General features: G+C 45.3%; 11 protein-coding genes. 8 read left to right on the top strand and 3 right to left on the bottom strand.

What is annotated here, in order from left to right; all coding sequences use genetic code 11:
• Positions 1–4: 4 nt before the first annotated feature.
• From epd to MHM99_RS06745, 7 genes are all read left to right on the top strand, one after another.
• Positions 5–1,015 (top strand): erythrose-4-phosphate dehydrogenase, encoded by a 1,011-nt coding sequence (gene epd / locus MHM99_RS06775; RefSeq protein WP_049586190.1) that lies wholly within the window; start codon positions 5–7, stop codon positions 1,013–1,015.
• 116 nt (positions 1,016–1,131) lie between these two features.
• Positions 1,132–2,307 (top strand): phosphoglycerate kinase, encoded by a 1,176-nt coding sequence (locus tag MHM99_RS06770; protein ID WP_049586192.1) that lies wholly within the window; start codon positions 1,132–1,134, stop codon positions 2,305–2,307.
• Between the two features lie 301 nt (positions 2,308–2,608).
• Positions 2,609–3,508: a fructose bisphosphate aldolase gene (locus tag MHM99_RS06765; RefSeq protein WP_049586194.1), complete on the top strand. Its 900-nt coding sequence runs from the start codon at positions 2,609–2,611 to the stop codon at positions 3,506–3,508.
• 222 nt (positions 3,509–3,730) lie between these two features.
• Positions 3,731–4,045: a hypothetical protein gene (locus MHM99_RS06760; RefSeq protein WP_230633693.1), complete on the top strand. Its 315-nt coding sequence runs from the start codon at positions 3,731–3,733 to the stop codon at positions 4,043–4,045.
• Positions 4,046–4,240: 195 nt separating this feature from the next.
• Positions 4,241–5,326 carry an efflux RND transporter periplasmic adaptor subunit gene (locus MHM99_RS06755; protein ID WP_049586225.1) on the top strand — a complete coding sequence of 362 codons (1,086 nt, stop codon included), beginning with the start codon at positions 4,241–4,243 and terminating at the stop codon, positions 5,324–5,326.
• Between the two features lie 9 nt (positions 5,327–5,335).
• Positions 5,336–8,521 (top strand): efflux RND transporter permease subunit, encoded by a 3,186-nt coding sequence (locus MHM99_RS06750; protein WP_049586195.1) that lies wholly within the window; start codon positions 5,336–5,338, stop codon positions 8,519–8,521.
• Positions 8,511–9,989 carry an efflux transporter outer membrane subunit gene (locus tag MHM99_RS06745; RefSeq protein ID WP_049586197.1) on the top strand — a complete coding sequence of 493 codons (1,479 nt, stop codon included), beginning with the start codon at positions 8,511–8,513 and terminating at the stop codon, positions 9,987–9,989. The genes MHM99_RS06750 and MHM99_RS06745 overlap by 11 nt, the downstream gene beginning before the upstream one ends.
• Positions 9,990–10,095: 106 nt before the next feature.
• On the opposite strand, the gene MHM99_RS06740 is transcribed toward MHM99_RS06745, so the two are convergent.
• Positions 10,096–10,545, bottom strand: coding sequence for a hypothetical protein (locus MHM99_RS06740; protein WP_049586200.1), 450 nt, complete (start codon positions 10,543–10,545; stop codon positions 10,096–10,098).
• Between the two features lie 234 nt (positions 10,546–10,779).
• Between MHM99_RS06740 and MHM99_RS06735 the strand changes: the two genes are divergently transcribed.
• Positions 10,780–12,906: a S9 family peptidase gene (locus MHM99_RS06735; protein ID WP_049586201.1), complete on the top strand. Its 2,127-nt coding sequence runs from the start codon at positions 10,780–10,782 to the stop codon at positions 12,904–12,906.
• A gap of 130 nt (positions 12,907–13,036) precedes the next feature.
• Here MHM99_RS06735 and ppx read toward each other — a convergent pair whose 3' ends face one another.
• Both ppx and ppk1 read right to left on the bottom strand, forming a co-directional pair.
• On the bottom strand, positions 13,037–14,599 hold the full coding sequence (gene ppx / locus MHM99_RS06730) for an exopolyphosphatase (RefSeq protein ID WP_049586202.1): 1,563 nt from the start codon (positions 14,597–14,599) through the stop codon (positions 13,037–13,039).
• A gap of 16 nt (positions 14,600–14,615) precedes the next feature.
• A complete protein-coding gene (gene ppk1 / locus MHM99_RS06725; RefSeq protein WP_014948398.1) occupies positions 14,616–16,688 on the bottom strand; it encodes a polyphosphate kinase 1 in 2,073 nt (690 codons plus the stop codon).
• Positions 16,689–16,787 lie beyond the last annotated feature (99 nt).

Genomic DNA, 16,787 nt, shown 5'->3' with positions numbered 1-16,787 from the left:
GCCTATGGTAAATATTGCCATAAATGGGTTTGGTCGTATTGGTCGTAACGTGTTGCGCGCGCTGTATGAAAGTGGGCGCAACAACGAATTTAACGTGGTGGCCATTAACGACATTGCTAAACCCGAAGGCATAGCACATTTACTTAAATACGATACCGCCCACGGGCGGTTCCGTTTTGATGTGGCCTTAAAAAATAACACGCTAAATGTCGCAGGCGACGATATTACACTGCTCGCGATAAGCGATATTAAAGACCTACCCTGGAAAGACTTGAGCGTTGATATTGTGCTTGAGTGTACGGGCAAGTTTGATGACAGAGCGTCGGGGCAAGCACATTTAGATGCAGGCGCTGGCAAAGTGCTTTTCTCGTCACCCGGGTCACCAGATTTAGACAATACGGTCATTTTCGGAACCAATGAAGACACGTTGACCAGTGAACAAAAATTAGTCTCCAATGGCTCTTGCACCACAAACTGCATTGTTCCTGTTATCCAAGCGCTAGACGCTGCGTTCGGTGTTGAAAGTGGTACGATCACAACCATTCACGCGTCTATGCACGACCAGCAAGTTATCGACGCCTATCACGAAGATTTGCGCAGAACCCGTGCTGCAAGTCAGTCGATTATTCCCGTTGATACCCGACTTGCTGCCGGTATAGAGCGCATTCTGCCTAAGTTTGCGGGAAAATTCGAAGCCATTGCGGTTCGAGTGCCAACTATCAATGTTACTGCCATGGATTTAAGTGTAACGCTTCAATCTAAGGTAACGATTGAGCAAGTGAACCAAGCCCTTCGCAATGCAAAAGCGGGGCGTTTACAGGGTATTTTGGACTACACCGAAGAGCCTTTGGTGTCGGTAGATTTCAATCACGACCCTCACTCGTGTATTGTAGATGGCACACAAACAAGAGTCAGTCACAAACAACTGGTTAAAACACTAGTATGGTGTGACAACGAATGGGGTTTTGCAAACCGTATGCTCGATACCGCAAAAGTGATGTTCGACGCAAAATAAAGCATTGATGCTGCCAAGGGTTGGTAGCACCAGCCCGCGCAGCTTTCACAGTTAATTTGAGCGTGTCTTACCTTCAAAACACGCTCTACTGAATTTAAATTAACATAGGAAAGACGATGGCAATTCCAAGCATGAGCGATATGGCCCTAAGAGGTCAGCGCGTATTAATTAGACAAGATTTAAACGTGCCGGTAAAAGACGGCAAAGTAACTTCTGATGCGCGTATCAAAGCATCAATCCCTACGATTAAAGCAGCCCTAGACGCAGGTGCGGCAGTTATGGTGATGTCTCACCTTGGTCGTCCTACTGAAGGCGAGCCTGCAGACGAATTCTCTCTTCAACCTGTTGTTGATTATCTTAATGACGCCCTAGACGTACCGGTTAAGCTTGTAAAAGATTACCTAGATGGCGTGGAGCTTGCAGACGGCGAATTAGTTATCCTTGAAAACGTACGTTTTAATAACGGCGAAAAGAAGGACGACGAAACGTTAGCAAAACAGTACGCAGCACTTTGCGATATCTTTGTTATGGATGCGTTCGGTACTGCTCACCGCGCACAAGCGTCTACTCATGGCGTTGCTAAATTTGCACCAAAAGCCTGTGCTGGCCCATTACTTGCTGCAGAATTAGACGCACTTGGCAAAGCGCTAGACAACCCTAAGCGTCCAATGGTTGCTATTGTGGGTGGCTCTAAAGTATCTACCAAGTTAACGGTACTCAAAACACTTGCTGAAAAAGTTGACCAGCTGATTGTTGGTGGCGGTATTGCCAATACTTTCATTGCTGCTCAAGGCCATAATGTAGGTAAGTCACTAGTAGAGATGGACCTTACCGAGCAAGCCACGCAGCTTATGAATGAAGCACAGGCGAATGGCGGTAATATTCCAGTACCTACAGATGTGGTCGTGGGCAAAGCGTTTGATGAGAATACCGAAGCGACGCTAAAAGTAGTCAGTGACGTTGCCGACGACGATATGATTTTTGATATTGGTCCAGACTCTTCAAAGGCGTTAGAGGACATTATCAAGAACGCGGGAACCATTGTATGGAATGGCCCTGTAGGCGTATTTGAATTTGAACAGTTCAGTGCTGGAACAAAAGCGCTGTCTGAAGCGATTGCGGCAAGCGACGCATTCTCAATCGCAGGTGGTGGTGATACACTAGCAGCAGTTGATAAATACGGGATTGCCGATAAGGTCTCTTATATTTCAACAGGTGGTGGCGCGTTCCTAGAGTTCTTGGAAGGCAAAACACTACCAGCGGTAGCAGTACTAGAAGAAAAAAATAAATAAGCCTGGGCGTTGCATGAAAACGCAGCGTTTTAAAGCTCTAGATAGCTAAGGCCTAGTACAAACGTTACCCCATAAGTGTCACGCTCAGTAACAGCATTTTTGAGCGTGACCTTTTAATCGGAAACGATTACACCTGCGAAACAGTGAAGTACGCAGGCATAAATACCAACTTTATTACAGATGTGTTTACTTAAGGTGCTGGCATGCTGCGTCTGAGACAAACAGATCTTTAATAGAATTGGTATAACAATAAACCCTACACCTGTCTATTAAGGCAGTAATATACAAAAGGAGTGTTGCAATGGCATCACAAGCTCAGCAGGCAATGCTGGATAAACTGAAGACGCAAACCGGTTTTATTGCAGCGTTAGATCAAAGCGGCGGTAGTACCCCTAAAGCGTTGCGCTTATACGGCATCGAAGAGTCAGAGTATAGCTCAGACGAAGAGATGTTTAATCTTGTTCACGAAATGCGTACACGCATTATCACCAGCACCCCTTTTAGCGGCGAGCGCGTTCTTGGCGCAATCTTGTTTGAAAACACCCTTGATAGAGAAATTGAAGGCATGTCTTCTGCACATTTCTTATGGCAGAAGAAGCGCGTAATTCCGTTCCTAAAGGTAGATAAAGGATTAGCTGAAGAAAGCAACGGCGTGCAGGTAATGAAGCCAATGCCAGGTCTTGATGCACTGCTAGCTAAAGCGGTGGAGCAAGATGTATTTGGCACTAAAATGCGCAGTGTTGTTAAGCTTGCGAATCACCAAGGTATTAAAGACGTTGTTGCTCAGCAATTTGAAGTGGGTAAGCAAATTTTAGCCGCGGGCCTTGTTCCAATCATTGAGCCAGAAGTGGATATTCACAGTCCACAAAAAGCGGAAGCAGAAGCATTACTTAAGCTAGAGATTTTGACCCAGCTTAATCTGCTAAACGAAGGTCAGGAAGTCATGCTTAAGCTTACGCTTCCGACAGAGGCAAACTTCTATAAAGAGCTTGTTGATCACCCTCGTGTACTTAAAGTAGTGGCGCTATCTGGTGGCTATAGCCGCGAGGAAGCAAACGCGAAGCTGGCAGAAAACCAAGGTATTATCGCGAGTTTCTCTCGCGCACTGACAGAAGGCGTATCTGCACAGCAAACTCAAGAAGAGTTTGAAGCAACGCTTGATACTGCAATTGAAGGTATCTACCAAGCGTCTAAAGCTTAATTCTCTCCTTTTAAATTGATTGTAAAGAGCGCCTAATGGCGCTCTTTTTCGTTGTGCGGTTTTGTCACTTCTTATTCCATTCCGCTTTTGTCAATTCTGAAAACGTGCAATCGCTTATTGCCTGCGTTTACTAGTAAGAATGTTTCTTGTAAAAGCGTAATCGCCTGTGTAGCATAACGCCGCAATTTTCCTTATATAATTGAATTTCTGGAATAATCATCGGTGAATAATCATCAGTACATGAAGCAGTACACCATATACGCATTAATTGCGTTGTTGTTTACTTGCTTATCTGGACTTAAACAGGATTACAAGCCGATCACGTTCAAGCATCATTTTGATGCTTCTATCTCAGAATATTCCTTTGAATTTGATACTGAGGAAAGTGCGCCGGAAGAGCCCGTCCCGCCACAAAATGTTGTGCTGGATTACATTACGGACTCCTTCACGGATACCGCAAAACCACGTCCGCGTGGGCTTTTCAAAACATCCCTTAACTACGCAACGCCGTTAACCCGAGCGCCGCCTATTGCTTAGTTTTTTAGGTTTAGCGGTTATTGGCTACCTAAAAAACACGTTAATTCGATATTCCTAACAACGCGCCAGCGCTTTGCTGGATGTTTTTGCGTGCTTAATTATCAGCGGTGAACCTATTTGCTGAAAGCGCGCTAGTGGCATGCTGTCTTTTTATAAGGCATGTCACGATTAGCCTTTTTATTACGAATTTACATTATGAGCAAAAAAGCACTTCTTGCAGTAAGCATTGTTTCCGCACTTTTAGGTGGCTGTGGACATGAAGAACATGCTGCGCATCACGAAAAACTTCAATTCAACGTTACTCATCCTATCTTACAAGACACAACGCTGGTAAAAGAGTACGTCAGTCAGATACGTGCCATTCAACATATTGAAGTTAGAGCTATGGAAAAAGGCTATCTTCAATCGACCTTTGTTGATGAGGGGCAAACGGTAGAACGTGGTCAGCCCATGTTCAAAATAATGCCGAACGTATATGAAGCTGAACTACACCGCGCTGAAGCCGAGGCTAAAGCGGTAGAGATGGAGTACAAAAATACAAAGTCGCTTGTTGAACAAAACATTGTTTCTCCTAACGAACTTGCCGTCATAGAAGCACAGCTTCAAAAAGCTCAGGCTGAAGTTGAACTGGCAAAGACTCACTTAGCATTCACAGATATCAAAGCGCCGTTCACAGGCAAAATGGACCGACTGGAAGCTCGAACGGGAAGTTTGCTTGATGAGGGCGAACTGCTCACCACATTGTCTGATATCAGCACAATGTGGGTGTATTTCAATGTGCCTGAATCAGAGTATTTAAAGTACGCGCAGAACAGCGCATCAAATGATCAAACGTCAGTGCGATTAAAGCTTGCCGATGGCAGTATTTACGCGCATCAAGGCGTGATAGATGCCATTGAAGCTGATTTTGATAATCATACCGGTACCATTGAAATGCGTGCGTCTTTCCCTAACCCAGACCAACTGCTAAGACATGGGCAAACCGGTAATGTCATGGTGGATATTGCCTATCCGGATGCTTTAGTTATTCCTCAGAAAGCCACATTCGAAATTCTCGATCAAAGCTTTGTGTATGTGCTGGATAGCGAGAACAAGTTAGCAACCCGCCACATTAACATCGCTGCAGAACTCCCTAACATCTATCTGGTTTCAGACGGACTAGCGCCGGACGACACTATTTTGATTGAAGGACTGCGAAGAGTTTCGAACGGCGATGAGATAGAGCCTGAACTTATTTCAGCCAGCGACACATTAGCTGAACTGTCACTGCACGCAGAATAAGGGGGCGCTATGTTTGGAGTTTTTATTAAACGTCCAGTGATGGCCATCATGCTATCGCTGATGATTATATTTTTGGGCGTGTTGTCGGTGTTTAGCCTACCCACGTCACAGTTTCCAGATATTGCTCCGCCGCGAGTGCTTATTTCTCTGGCATATCCCGGTTCGAGCGCTGATGTATTGGTGAAGTCATCGCTGGTTACCATTGAGCGTTCAATCAACGGTGTGCCGGGCATGAAGTACATCGTGTCTGATGCGACCAGCGCGGGTGAAGCCACCATTCAAGTTATCTTCGATTTAGATGTAGATCCGAATCAGGCGCTCATTAATGTGAAAACGCGGCTTGACCAGATCATGAACCGGCTGCCCCAGCTCGTGCAGTTAGAAGGGGTGGTACTAGAGCGGGTTCAGCCTAGCATGTTGATGTACATAAACGTTTATAGCACGGACGAAACGGCTGATGAAAAGTTTCTGTACAACTATTCCAATATCAACCTTATCCCAGAGATACAGCGGGTAAACGGTATTGCCAGTGCAAAAATATTGGGAAGTCGCCAGTACGCCATGCGAATTTGGTTAAAGCCTGATCGCATGCGTGCTTACAATGTTTCTGTAGATGAGATCATGGAATCGATAGACGAGCAAAGCTTGATTGGACGCCCTGGACGACTTGGCAGAAGCTCAGGCATTACTGCTCAGTCCAAAGAATACGTGCTGATTTACGAAGGACGTTACGACGAGCCTGAAGAATATAAAAATATCATTATTCGCGCCGATTCCGACGGTCGCTTGCTCAAATTAGGTGATATTGCCGATGTTGAGTTAAGTAGTGAATTTTTCGATATTTATTCAAACAAAGACGGATATCCTTCCGCTGCCATAGTACTTAAGCAGAACTACGGAAGCAGTGCCAACGAGGTTATTTCTCAGGTGAAAGCCACTATGGCTGAACTAGAAAAAACGTTTCCAGAAGGCATGAAGTACGAAATCAACTACGATGTTTCCAAGTTTCTAGATGCCTCTATTGAACAAGTGCTGCATACCTTGTTTGAAGCCTTTATTTTGGTTTCCTTGGTGGTGTTCATCTTTCTGGGTGACTGGCGCTCCACACTTATCCCGCTTCTTGCTGTGCCAGTTTCACTGGTGGGAACATTTTTCTGCATGCAGGCCACAGGGGTGAACATAAATCTTATTACTCTGTTCGCTCTCGTATTAGCGATAGGGATTGTGGTAGATAACGCTATTGTTATCGTGGAGGCCGTTCACGCGAAAATGGAAGAGAGCAGCAGCCTAACCCCTTATATGGCGACCCAACAAGTACTGGGCGAAATGGGGGGAGCTATTATCGCGATTACACTGGTGATGACGGCGGTTTTTGTGCCCCTTATTTTTATGACGGGCCCGGTAGGTGTCTTCTATCGCCAGTTCTCTATTACCATGTCATCGTCAATTATCATCTCGTGTATTGTGGCGCTTTCATTAACGCCAGTGCTGTGTGCAATGTTGCTTAAAAACCCTCATTCACACACAAGAAAAGCAACGCCATTAAGCAAGTTTATTGATGGGTTTAACCATTATTTCAATAAGTTAACCGGTCGTTATACAGGCATTATCAAAGCTATCGTTACACGCCGCAGTGTTACTTTAGTGCTGCTTGCGGGCTTTGTGGTAAGTACCTTTGGCGTTAATCAGGCATTACCTACAGGCTTTATTCCCGGTGAAGACCAAGGGCAAATCTATGCCATTATTCAAACACCGCCAGGCAGTACCCTTGAAGCGACGAATACAGTAGCGCGAGAGCTGCAAAGCTTGGCGCTGGACGTTGAAGGCGTCTCCTCGGTGTCCTCGCTTGCTGGCTATGAAATCCTTACGGAAGGTCGAGGTTCAAATGCAGGCACCTGCTTGATTAACCTTGAAGATTGGGCTAATCGCGAACAGTCGGTACGTGACATCATTGAAGAACTGGAAGCCAAGACACACCACTTAGGTGCAGTGATTGAGTATTTCGAACCGCCTGTTGTGCCGGGTTATGGCGCGTCGTCGGGGTTATCATTTCGTTTACTCGATAAAACCAACACTACCGACTATCAAGAGTTCGATCAAATCAACAAAGCCTTCATGGAAGAACTCGGTAAACGTGATGAGCTAAAAGGTTTATTCACGTTTTACGCAGCCGATTATCCTCAATACAAAATTGAGATAGATAACCAAGCTGCAATGCAGAAAGGGGTATCTATTGGCGCGGCCATGGAGAATTTGAATATTCTTATTGGTAGTACTTATGAGCAAGGCTTCACGCGCTTTAATAACTTCTTCAAAGTGTACACACAAAGTGCACCGGAATATCGTCGTTATCCCAGTGACCTATTGGATTACTACGTGAAAAACGAAGAGGGTGAAATGGTGCCTTACTCGGCCTTTTTGAAGCTGATTAAAACCCAAGGCCCTAATGAAATTACACGCTACAACCTTTATACCTCGGCAGCAATTCGTGCAGAGCCTGCAGCAGGGTATACCTCGGCGCAAGCGATAAAAGCAGTTGAGGAAGTAGCGGCTGCAACCCTGCCAAAAGGATATGACATAGGTTGGGAAGGCCTGTCATTTGACGAGGCTAAACGAGGCAATGAAGCCATCGTTATCTTTGCCGTAGTATTGTTGTTTGTATATATCGTGCTGGCATCACAGTACGAGAGTCTGCTTCTACCTTTTGCGGTTATTCTTTCACTACCTACCGGTATTCTCGGCTCATTCCTGTTTCTAAAAGGAATGGGGCTGGCCAACGACGTTTATGCGCAGCTTGGCTTAGTTATGCTGGTTGGGTTACTCGGCAAAAATGCCGTGCTTATTGTGGAATACGCAGTGCAAAAAAATCAGCAGGGCTTATCGATTGCTGACGCAGCTGTTGAAGCGGCCAAACAGCGCTTCCGTCCAATCCTAATGACATCGTTCTCGTTTGTAGCAGGGCTAATTCCGCTTGTTATTGCAACGGGGGCAGGCGCAGTGGGAAATAGAACTATTGGTGCTTCTGCCTTAGGCGGTACTTTGTTCGGCACTGTTTTTGGTGTGCTGGTTATTCCTGGGCTTTACTACTTGTTCGCCAAACTTGAAGAAGGTAAGTCATTAATCAAAAACGAAGATCATGTCCCTCTTACTGAAACTTACCACTATAACGATGAGGTGCTAAGCGATGATAAATAAAAAGCGATTTACTTATAAGCCGCTGTGGTTAGCGCTTAGTAGTGCGTTGTTAGTACAGGCATGTGCCATCCCTACCATTGAAACGCGAAACCCTAATCTAGATTTGCCAGAGCAGTTTAACGCGAAAGTTTCGCAAGTGGATACTCAGGCTGGTCAAGGGATTAACCAGAGTACACAAGCAAATATTCAATGGAGTGAGTGGTTTAACGACCCTACGCTTTCTGCGCTGGTGGATACGGCGGTTAAGAACAACCAAGAGGTGTCTATATTAATTCAACGCATTAATATGGCGTCGAATGAAGTGTATGCACGGGAAGGGGAATATTTGCCTCGACTCTCTGCGGGGGTAGCCGCTGAAACCGAAAAGGTAGGCGAATATACCCGGGAAGGCGCAGTAGAAGAACAGTTAAATATCAAGGAGGATAAAGAATTTCCCGACCCGCTGGCAAACTTAAAGCTAGGCCTTAATGCGTCGTGGGAAATTGACGTTTGGCATAAGCTGAGAGATGCGTCTAAAGTGGCCTCGCTTGAATACTTGGCATCGGTTGAAAGTAAGAACTTTTTCGTTACCCAGTTAGTATCTGAAGTTGCGCGTACTTACTATGAACTGCTGGCGCTAGATAACAAGCTAGAGAATCTTGACTCAACCATTTCGCTACAGCGTAATGTTATTCACACTATTAATGCGTTGAAAGAATACGGGCGGGCGTCATCGCTACCTGTTGCGCGCTTTAACGCGGAAGTGAAGAAAAACGAGAGCGAGCGTTACTTGATTGAGCAGGAAATCCTAGAGAAAGAGAACACGCTCAATCTGTTATTAGGACGCACTCCACAGCCCATTCAAAGGGACAGTAACGTGTTGCTCAGCGCCGAGCTAAAAAGCCCGCAGGTGGGTGTACCCTCTGCGCTATTAGACAATCGCCCTGATATAAAACAAGCTGCACTCACGCTCCAAGCAGCAGAGTTAAATATCGATGTGGCTAAAGCCAACTTCTACCCTTCTTTTGAGCTAAAAGCAGGGGTAGGTTTATCGGCGTTTGATAGTCGCTACTTGTTTAATGTGCCTGAGTCATTGGCATATTCTTTATCTGGTGATGTTTTTGCGCCATTAATAAACCGCAGGGCGATTGAGGCGGTTTATCAAAATGCCAGCGCCGAACAAATTGAAGCGGCTTACGAATATGAACTGACCGTTTTAACGGCGGTAGCTGAAGTAACAAACAGTTTATCGAAGCTTGATAATTTGGAGAAAAGTGCTGAAGCACGGCGTCATCAAATTGCTTCACTCGAACAGTCGATTGATATTGCCAATAGGCTTTTTTCGTCAGCTCATGGTGAATATTTAGAGGTGCTGCTTGCGCAACGAGAAGCACTGGAAGCGCGTAGCGAGTTTATAGAAACTCGTCAGCAGCAAATGGCCGCACTGGTCGATTTGTATCAGGCACTCGGAGGCGGATGGCAGTCTTAAAATAAAAAGGAGAGCGCTCGCTCTCCTTTTTTCGCCTTTATCAAAAGCTGGCTGCGAATTTCAGACTCAACGTGTGACAAAAGCAGAACGCATGCGGTGTTAAATGTTAACGCGTAAAGTTAAAGCGGGCAAAAAAGCGCTCAGCTTCGTCACTATCAAAATCATAGCCATTATTCGTCATCGCTTCCAAAGCATCTTCTACCGTTTCGTAAAAGCCATAAGCAACTTCGGCAGCGTCGTAGCACTGAGAAATCTGATGCTTAGTTGTCAGCATAATGTCGGTATCTAATATCACCACGGCAAGAAACGACAGGCCGCGGGTTTTTCTTACCCGAGTTTGTTTTACAAAAATATCAAAGGTGGAAGGGGGCATCAGGCTTTCACCGTAAAGACAGCTTACTTGTGCCCATTTAGTGCCCTTTTCGAATTTTGAAATGTCAGAAGACATCTTAACTACGCCATTTCTCATGGTTTCGTCATTCCACGGTCCGCGCGCTGAGAAGAGCAGCAACTGACCGCTTACGCTACATTCAAACTCGCCGTGTGGATTATTCATGGGCATTACCTTTAAGCCTTATATAGAAGTTAGCACTTTACCGCTATCACGCAACTAACCATTCGGCTAAAGCCAGCGCCCCTGTGTACTGCGCTTAATCGCCTAGCGATGTCGCTCAACGTTTAATCTTTATTGGCTGAATATATTCAGTAATATGGAGACGATAAATGCATCACTACAACGTGATCACCCCATAAAAAAGAACGGATAAGAACAAATAGATTAAGGTGAGATATGTCTTTTACGAGAAATCACAGGTACCCGTCAGTCAAAAAACGGTTTGCTATATGGGCTGCACTATTTAGCGTAGGCACGCTAGCTATGCCATCCACAGCGCTTGCAAGCAATGAGAGAGAATCTCTTACTACCGACTCTGAACGCTATTTTAAATCGGAAGATATTTTTAATTTGGAATACGTGAGCGAAGTTCAGGTGTCGCCAAACGGTAAATATGTTGCGTATGTGCGCCGTTCAAACGACATTATGTCGGATAGCAGTCGAGCGAACGTCTGGCTAGCGTCGGTTGATGGAAAGTCACACCGCCCCTTACTGTCGTCGAAAAAGAGTTACTATTCTATTCGCTGGTCACCAGACGGTAGCCGATTGGCTTACCTTTCTAATGAAGAAGGTAAACCGCAATTGTATGTGCGCTGGATGGATACAGGGCAAACGGCACTCGTAACAAATGTCACCTCAAACCCAAGTAACATCACTTGGTCGCCAGATGGTAAGCACATTGCTTTCACTATGAGCGTTGATGCCAAGGAAAAGCCGCTAGACATTAAAATGCCTAAAAAGCCTGACGGTGCAAAGTGGTCTCCTAGCTTTCAATATATTACCAAAGCGCGCTATCAAGCCGACGGCCGAGGCATTCTTGAACCTGCTTACACCCATATTTTTATTGTTCCTGCTGACGGAGGCACAGCACGACAGCTTACTTCAGGGAACTATCACCACAATGGGCGCTTAAGTTTCTCTCCTGATAGCGACAAAATCTATTTCTCTGCCAACCGCAGTGACAATTGGGAGTATGAGCCTGTTGAGGGGGACATCTTTTCTGTGGATATGATGGGTAATATCGCACAGCTTACCAACGACAAAGGCCTTGAATCATCGCCTGTCGTATCGCCTGACGGAAAGCACATTGCTTACGCACGCCGCGATGACGAAAAAGTGATGTACAAAAATAGCTATTTGTACGTGATGAAAAGTGACGGTACAGATGCCAAAAACTTAACAAAAGACGTTGATAATTCAGTGTCTAACTTTCACTGGAAAGATAATAAGCACGTTTATTTTCAGCAGTCGGTTCGCGGTTTAGCGCAGGTGGATGTGGTATCGCTATCGGGCAGCGTAAAAGCCGTAGCTAAGGGGCTGGGCGGTACTACGTTAGGACGACCTTATGTGTTTGGCACTTATCACGCTGTTGATGATGTAGTGGCGTATACCAAAGGACGTACCGATCGGCCCGCTGATTTATATGTCACTACGCGAAACGAGCGACAGCTTACTGCACTAAACGAAGACGTTCTAGGTCATAAGCAACTTGGCGAAGTAAAAGAAATTGTCTATCCGTCTTCTATTGATGGCGAAGAAATCCAGGGGTGGTACATTCTGCCGCCAAACTATGACAGCTCGAAAACGTATCCGCTTATCTTGGAAATTCACGGCGGACCTAATCTCGCTTATGGCCCTGTCTTCACGGCTGAGCTGCAGCGCATGGCTGCAGAGGGCTACGTGGTGTTTTATGATAATCACAGAGGTAGTACAGGTTATGGAGAACGCTTTGCATTGCTACTTCAAGGGAAATACAGTTCGGAATATGACTTCTCAGACCATATGTCGGGCGTAGATGCACTTATTGAAAAAGGCATCGCTGATCCAGAGCGACTGTTTATTACTGGTGGTTCAGCAGGCGGCATTGCATCAGCCTATGCTATTGGCCTTACTAACCGATTTAAAGCAGCCGTAGTCGCTAAACCCGTTATCAACTGGTTATCGAAAGTGCTGACTGCCGATTCAGGTCTATATCAAATCCCTTTCCAATTTCCGGGTATGCCTTGGGATAATGTAGAGCACTACTGGAAGCGCTCACCGCTATCGCTAGTAGGCAATGTAACGACCCCCACCATGCTGATCACGGGAGTGGAGGACAAGCGCACGCCAATGTCTGAGACCGAGCAGTTCTATCAAGCGTTAAAGATTCAAAAGGTTGATAGCGTGCTGGTAAAAGTACCTGGATCGCCCCACGGGATTGCTTCTAAGCCATCTAGAATGATTGGTAAAGTTGAAAATATCTTGGCGTGGTTTAAAAAATACGACAGCGTGCAGTCACAAAGTACGCAAGTTGAAGCTCAATAATTAGTGTGCTGAGACTAAGTGGGGCTAATGCGCCGACTCAATCGGTTCAAGGCCCCATTTTTTTAGTATTCGAGTATATTCGCCATTCGCTTTTAAAATCGAAAGCGCGATTGTGAGTGGCGCTGTTTGTCTATTCTACCGCGGGATGTAATTGCTCGATATCAGGAACAACTGTGAGTTTTAAATCAAGCGCTTTCCAGTAGTGGCTTTCTCGTAGCAGGTCAGCTGAGATAATAGGTTTTTCATCTAACCAGCCATCGGGGAAGGTAATGGTCAGTTCGTTCTTTTCTACATTAACAACGAGGTCAGGTACAAAACCCTCTTGGCGTTTAATATTAAGCAGTACACCCAAACGCAGTAACGCGATTAAATGCTTAACCGACTGCTCATCGAAAAGATTAAATGCGGGCAATTCATTGGTTCGAATTTTCTTTCTATGGAATCGCACGAGCGTAGCAAGCAGTAATTGTTGTTCCTGCGTAAACCCAGGCATGTCCACATTACCAAGAATATAGGCGCTGTGTTTTTGTATGCCTCGAGAGTTAATTTGCATGCCGACTTCGTGAAGTAAAGCTGCCCAGCCGAGCATGCTTTTAAAGTCACGCCCTTTAAGTTTCCATGCTTTTTCAACATCGTTGAAAAGTGAAAGGGTTGTATTAAGCACCATAGTGGCTTGGGACGTATCTACATCATAGCGGGTTGCCAAACTACTCGCGGTTCTGCCGCGAATATCAGCGTGATGAAGCTCATCTTCCATCTGATAAAGCACGCCTTCACGCAAAGCGGCAGGCGAGTACACCAAGCCTTCAATCTCTAGCGCTTTGAAAACGGCGATAAGAATAGCGAGGCCGCCAGCAATAACCACACGACGATCTTCACTTAAATCTGGGTAGCTTAATTTGTCTATATGCCCTGCGCTTATGAATTGCTTCATTAAATTGCGCAAACTTTTAAGTGTCACCGGAATATCGTGGCCATTGGGTCTGTCTTGCTGACAAAGTGTAAACAGCGAACGAATGGTACCAGACGTACCGATACACTGGACCCAGCCCAGTCTGCGATATTTATTGTCTATTAACTCAAGCTCTTGCTGTGCAGCCGTGATAGCGCGATCAAAGGCTTTTGGCTTTAGCTCACCGTCAGGGAAAAACCGTTTGGTATAGCTTACGCAGCCCATTTGAAGGCTGCGGCAAAGTAAAGGCGTAAAACCTTCGCCAATAACGAACTCAGTAGAGCCACCGCCTATATCAATAACCAGCTGTTGGCCGTCGGAGTGGTTAGTATGTGCAACGCCTGAATAAATAAGTCGCGCTTCTTCTACACCAGAAATGACTTCGATAGGGTAGGGAAGGATATCTTTTGCTGCGCTGATAAAATCGCGGGCGTTACGCGCCCTGCGCAACGTGTGGGTGGCGACAATTCTCACGGAGTCGGGCTCAAAACCTTTCAGGCTCTCTGCTACTACTTTTAGCATAGCAAGCCCACGCTCCATCGCTTCATTAGACAAGATATCGTCGTCGTTGAGACCTTCGGCCAAGCGTACTTTTTGTTTAACTCTATGCAGAATCTGCACAGACCCAGCAACAATGCGTGCTACTACTAAGTGAAAACTATTTGAGCCAATGTCTAGTGCTGCGACTTTATTGACTTCGCGGGTTTCCACGTCATTAAAAACTGATTCGTGCTGGGTCATGTACTAATTTTCTATCCTACAAAGTGTCTTCTAGCTTCTTCAAATAGTCATAAATTTCTATCTGAGAACGAAGTTTTTTACGATTTCCCCTGCGAACGTACTTGTTGCTCTGATCCTTGTCAATCACTCGAGCCTTCAGGGTATCTTTAAATTGTAGCTCCATTATATCAACAATGCGCTGCTGAAGACCTTTATCATACACTGGACAACCTACTTCAATGCGGTTGTCCATGTTACGGGTCATCCAGTCGGCAGAAGAGATATACACTTTTCTATCGCCGCCTCCTTCAAAAATCATCACGCGTGGGTGTTCGAGAAATCTATCAACAATAGAAATAATTTCGATGTTTTCGCTTATTCCTTTTATCCCTGGATTAAGTGAGCACATACCGCGCACTATACCGCGGATCTTAACCCCCGCCTGGCTAGCCCGGTACAAATCATCAATGAGTTCTTTATCAACAAGGTTGTTAATTTTGAAAGTGATTTGTGCCTTTTGACCTTGGTTCAAATGCTGAATTTCTTGACGAATTAACGACTGAATTTTGGTTCTGGCGTTTAATGGCGATATTTGAAGATGCTGGAACTTGTAGCGTCGGTAAGGGTATTGAATAAGATCGAATACCGCCACGCCTTCATCGGCGAGTTCTTGATTACGGGTGAATAAGCTGTAGTCGGTATAAATCTTTGCTGTTTTCTCGTTGAAGTTACCCGTACCGAAATGCGCATAGTTCACCAAACTGCCCCGTTCTTCACGGGTCACAATACAAAGTTTAGAGTGAATTTTAAGAGTAGGCACGCCAAGTACAACGCGTATACCTGCATCAGTCATGCGCTTAGACCATTCGATATTTGCCTCTTCGTCAAAACGGGCGCGAAGTTCTACCACAACGGTTACTTTTTTGCCGTTGTCTACTGCGTCAATCAACGAGTTTACAATGCGTGAATTACTGGCAACACGATAAATATTAATACGTATGGTTTTAACATTCGGGTCGAAAGCCGCCTGACGCAAAAACTCGGTGAAGTGTAGGAAGCGGTGGTACGGGTAGTACAGTAGTATGTCTCGCGCAGTAATGGCATCGAAAACGGTGTTGTACTTAGAGAATGCCTTGCTGTCGATAGCAGGCAGCGGCGTATGCTCTAAATATTCTCGACCCACATTAGGGAAGCCAATAAAGTCTTTAAAGTTACGATAGTGCCCAGCAGCGTGCATGGTATCTAGCTTGGTTATCTTAAGTCGCTTGCGCAAGTCAGATTTCATGTCCTCTGGCATGTTCGTGTCGTAGATAACACGCACAGGCTCAGCGATAAGGCGCTGCTTCATACTTTCAGACATCTTTTCAACGAAGCTTTCGTCAATTTCTTCGTTGATAGAATATTCCGCATCACGCGTCATTTTAAACGAGAATGCTTCAATTTCGTCGAACTTCACGAAACCGCGGAAAATGTCTTCGATACACAGCTGAATCATGTCATCGAGCATAATAATGCTCTTCTTCTTGCGGCTTTTTTGCGGTGGGATCAGCATAAAGCGCGACATTTCAGAGGTAGGAACCTGAATAACCGCAAATTTAGGATTGCGGTCCTTTCTTCTAAGCGCCACATATAAATACACCGACGTACCGTTCAAACGGCTAAGTAGGTCGGTCTTCTTATCTATTAAAATAGGTGCAATGTGACGCAGTGCTTTGTTAACGAAGAAGTTGCGTACCCACTGCTTTTGATAATCGTCTAAATCGTCTTTTCGAAGAATATGTATGTTGTAGCGAGCTAGGGACTTAACCACATCCTTATGAATTTGGTCGAACTTTTCAGAAAGCTGGACGACCTTTTTCTGAATAAGCGCCATAAGAGCGGTTTGGCGTTCAGCTTCCTCTTCATTGCCGTCATTTTGCGCAATGGTAATTTGTCGTTTCACGTCAGCGGCGCGCACGCGATAAAACTCATCTAGGTTATTTGAGTAAATACCAAGAAAACGAATTCGCTCCACGGCGGGATTGTTTTTATCTGCGGCTTCTTGCAATACGCGTTCGTTAAACGCAAGCCAGCTTAATTCTTTGGGATAATATAAAACGTCGTTATCCATAATGTCTCAATTCACGTTCATAAAAATGGTCAAAGACTGCCATCAGTCAGTGACACTACTGTGACAACACGTATTCTGGTGCAAGTGCGCACGCATTGC

Source organism: Alteromonas sp. MmMcT2-2, from assembly GCF_022348305.1.
Taxonomy (GTDB): Bacteria; Pseudomonadota; Gammaproteobacteria; order Enterobacterales; family Alteromonadaceae; genus Alteromonas; species Alteromonas macleodii.
This window is presented reverse-complemented; position numbering and strand designations above follow the sequence as displayed.